This is a genomic window from Lutibacter sp., assembly GCF_041562875.1.
In the GTDB taxonomy this organism is placed as follows: Bacteria; Bacteroidota; Bacteroidia; order Flavobacteriales; family Flavobacteriaceae; genus Lutibacter.
This window is the reverse complement of sequence record NZ_JBFFOE010000160.1, coordinates 1-3814: the sequence shown is the minus strand read 5'-3', so window position 1 is coordinate 3814 and position 3814 is coordinate 1. Positions and strand designations below refer to the sequence as shown.

Here is a 3814-nt window from a genome sequence, read left to right as displayed (position 1 = left end):
TTTGGAATCAACTTTGGTATTACTTATACTTTTTCAAAAAAGGCAAAAAATTAATAAGTTTTAATTAACGCTGTTATATAAAAAAGCCGTTTAGAGTTAAATCTAAACGGCTTTTTTATATCTGTAAATTATTTAATTACTTGTCATTTTAATAGTTAAAGTATCTAAAAAGATCATTATTTCATAATGTTTCACATTTTTATTCGTATTTCAAATTATGTTTATAGGAGTTACTTGTTTGAATATGCTCTTCATTAAAAAAATTTAAACGTTCATCAAACAATTCAATTCTTCTTTTCAGTCAACATGCTGTGTGTTTTAAAATAAGAATCTACGCGTAAAGAAGCATTTTCTCTTATGTCTTCCCAAAATAAATTAATGTCACCTTGGTGATATTCCTTTTTCCCTAAAACAAAAAGTCGATATGGAAAATGTGGTAAACTAATCCATAATATTCCCTCTTTTACAAATACTTGTACTGCCTGAGTGTATAATTTACTATTGGTAAATAAAAATCCTTTATGGTCTGAGAGCTGAGATTCACTTTTTTCATTCCAATTAATTGGATTTGAAACTACAGTTTCAGTAAACCATTCTTCATAGGCTTTGGGATAATAGTTTTTTTTGAATGTATTCCAACTTACAAAACCACCTGTTTGTGTGGGACTAATCATATAATCAATATGCTTAAATTCATTTTTTTTAACACCAATCCCAGGTATATAAGCAGCCACTAATTGATCTTGTAATGGTTTTCCATCGAAAAATTCTTTTAAAAGTTTTATAGCATGTGTAGTTCCCTGGCTATGAGATGCTATAATTATAGGTCGGCCATGATTGTACTTTTCTAAATAGGTTTTAAAAGATTTCTTAACGTCAGAATACGCAAGATTCAATGCCTCTTTACCGCCGGTATTATATAATTTATAGGATCTCAAATGAGCTTGCCTATAATAAGGAACATACAATTTTCCAGAGTTTAAAAATGCAGATGCCTGAAAATAAACCGCTTTATTAATTACCTTTTCATTTTGGGTAGCGTCAGTCACCGGAACATTCCATCTTAAATCTTTATCCTCAATATTTAAAGTAGGGTAAATATAAAATACATCAACTTTTAAAGTATCGGTATTTGTTTGCCATTGTTTTAAATTTTCGGGATACGTATTTGGTAAAATTGCCCAAGTTGTTAGATTGTCATAATTTGGAGTTAAGGGTGGTTGTTGCGTAGAAAAAACAGGAATTATAATACTTTTACAACTTATTAAAAAAAATATAAATACCAATATTAAGGTTTTATCAAACCCTATTAAGCACCTTTTTAACCGTATTTCTTGTAACAGTTTCATTTTATTTTATTCAACAAGGAATATGTATTCTACATTTTCATTAACAAACTCACTTTATATATTTATTAAATTTTCAAGATTATAGTATTCGATAATTTTACTTCCAGTAATCAGCAACCCAAGGTGCTGCAGGTACATATCTATACCATTTTCCCCAACCACCTTTAACAGCTTTATGAGGGTTAATTTCTCCGTGAAATATAATAATTTTTGAACCTTCAGTTATTTTTGGTGTTTTCCAAAATGCCAAAGGAAAACGCGAAGAACAATCATATTTAAAACTTGGACACCATTCTTTTGGCCAATACTGCAATTTACCTTTATCATTCATTGCATGTGTTAAATATTCCTGTTCATTTCTATGTTCTTTTAATGCTTTTTCTGAATTAGCAATAAAATCATCAAAAACATAGCCGTGTTTACCAATATCAAATCTATAGACTGAAGAATTTCCTGTAATTCTCCAAGATCTCCAACTATGATCTTTAATAATTCTAAACTCACCTTCAACATCAAAGAAACAATCAATATTATCAACAATAACAATGTCTAAATCTAAAAACAAAGCACGCCCTTTTAATCCGTACAAATCTTCTTTTAGCGTTGTTAATTTCTTCCACATACGTTCTGGAAGTTTTGAGTCTAATTTAATTTCTGGGATTGGAAAGCACTGCACTTCATCAATAATTCCAGTTTCATCATCAGTAAAACAAACCATTTTAAAATCGTAGGTCAAGTTTTTTTGAACCATTGAATATAATCTGTTCACGTATTCGGCTCCATACAAAGTGCCCCACTTCATACAAAAGATATAATTTGTGTCTTCTTTTATTTTATTCATTATTTTTCTAAAATATGTAAATATTCAACTGTTGAAGTTGCTTTATGATTTCTGTTTTCTGTTTTATCAGCTTTAAAACGTTGATAATCTATGGTTTCTAAACTGTATTTTCCATAGGTTGACATTATTGTACTTACTTCATTTTCAGTCATTAAACCTTCGTTATTATAGCTTAAAAATATATGTTTAAAGTTAGCATTTTTAATTAAGTCTTCGAAAGATTTTTTCACTTCATTTTTTTTACAATAAGACGATTTATAATAATCTCGTAAACCCGTTTTTCCCTTCGGAAGAAATGTGTCGTATTTTGCAATTGTATTTAATAAATGATAATTTGAACCGTATTGCCGAGCATTATAAGGTGGATCTAGATATAAAATATCACCTTTAATTTTTTTAATAAGTTTGTTGCTATCTTCATTATAAACCTGATGTGAAGATTTTGTATTTATAAATTTAGCAGGTAAAATAAGCAATGTTTTTTGTGCAGATTTTTTTAATTGCTTTAAATAAGCTCCATAAACGGAAGCTGTATTTGCTACTTTATCGGCGCTTTCTATTAAAGAAGCCAATAAAAAATAATATTCATCTTCTGTTATTTCACTATTCGTTTTCCACGTTTCAATTTGTAGCCGAATGGCATCAATTTTTTTTCCATTTTCTGAAGAATAATACAATCGAGCTTCATTTCCGTTTTCGCAATAATTTTGAAAAATAAAGCCTTCTATTCCTTCTAAATTATTTAAAATTTCTATTCTTTCTTCACAATTTAATAATTGGTGATTTCCAATATAATTTCTATTTAAAATATAACTATAATGCTCAACATCATTAGCAATAACTTGTTTCACTAGCGGTTTAAAGGTTCTACCAACAATTCCGGTGCCTGCAAATAAATCACAAAACACAAGGTTTGATAAATCTGAATTCACCGTATTAATTATGGATGATTTTAAAAAGGAAGATAATTTATGTTTAGAGCCTATATAATTCACAATTTTTAATTAGTTTTTATGTTTCGTAATAACGAAAACGTCATAACGAGGAGCGATAGCGACATGGTTATCTCATTTTAAGAAACAGATTGTTTCTCTTCATTCGCAATGACGAATATATTACTTTATTGCCCAAATTATATCTGCTTTTACAATTTCATTTTCAAAATAGAAACTGTGTAATTTTGAAGTTTCAAATTTAAGTAAATATGTTGATATTATTTTTTTTAGCCAACTAATTTCAGCTTTTAATTTCCAATGTTCACTTTCATTTTCGTAATTAACCAATACAATAAAAAGGCGATTTTTATAATGTTTACGTTGTTGTTGACTTTGGTTTTTATACAACCATTCAATTAGTTCATTTTTATGCGCAATTGCGTAAGGAACAGATTTTTTAAATCCTTTTGGAAAAATGGTAGTTTTATGATCAAATGGAATTTCGTTTATAAAAAAATCTGTAAATTTATGGTGAGAATTTGGATGTGGGTTCACATTTTCATGTTCACAAAAAATACTTTCTACTGCTTTTGCCGACCAAAAATTAAACCACCTGTTTAAGGCATAATTTTTTAAATCGTTATATTCTGAATCGCTATTGAATTTGGTTTCAATTTCTAATAACAGTA

The 3814-nt window shown here is 28.3% G+C and carries 4 protein-coding genes; all 4 read right to left on the bottom strand.

Annotated features, from left to right (window positions below; translation table 11 throughout):
- Positions 1 to 284: 284 nt before the first annotated feature.
- Positions 285 to 1349, bottom strand: coding sequence for a DUF3089 domain-containing protein (locus ABY863_RS13160; RefSeq protein WP_372795576.1), 1065 nt, complete (start codon positions 1347 to 1349; stop codon positions 285 to 287).
- Between the two features lie 97 nt (positions 1350 to 1446).
- Positions 1447 to 2190 carry a glycosyltransferase gene (locus tag ABY863_RS13155; RefSeq protein ID WP_372795574.1) on the bottom strand — a complete coding sequence of 248 codons (744 nt, stop codon included), beginning with the start codon at positions 2188 to 2190 and terminating at the stop codon, positions 1447 to 1449.
- Entirely contained in the window at positions 2190 to 3185 is a 996-nt protein-coding gene (locus ABY863_RS13150; protein ID WP_372795572.1) for a DNA adenine methylase, read from the bottom strand. Before ABY863_RS13150 ends, ABY863_RS13155 begins: the two co-directional genes overlap by 1 nt.
- Positions 3186 to 3305: 120 nt before the next feature.
- The coding region (locus tag ABY863_RS13145) for a hypothetical protein (RefSeq protein ID WP_372795570.1) at positions 3306 to 3814 on the bottom strand (509 nt) is incomplete at its 5' end.

Excerpts from the sequence above, each read along its gene's own strand:
- ABY863_RS13160 (WP_372795576.1), bottom strand. The coding sequence starts at position 1,349 with ATGAAACTGTTACAAGAAATACGGTTAAAAAGGTGCTTAATAGGGTTT.
- ABY863_RS13155 (WP_372795574.1), bottom strand. The coding sequence starts at position 2,190 with ATGAATAAAATAAAAGAAGACACAAATTATATCTTTTGTATGAAGTGG.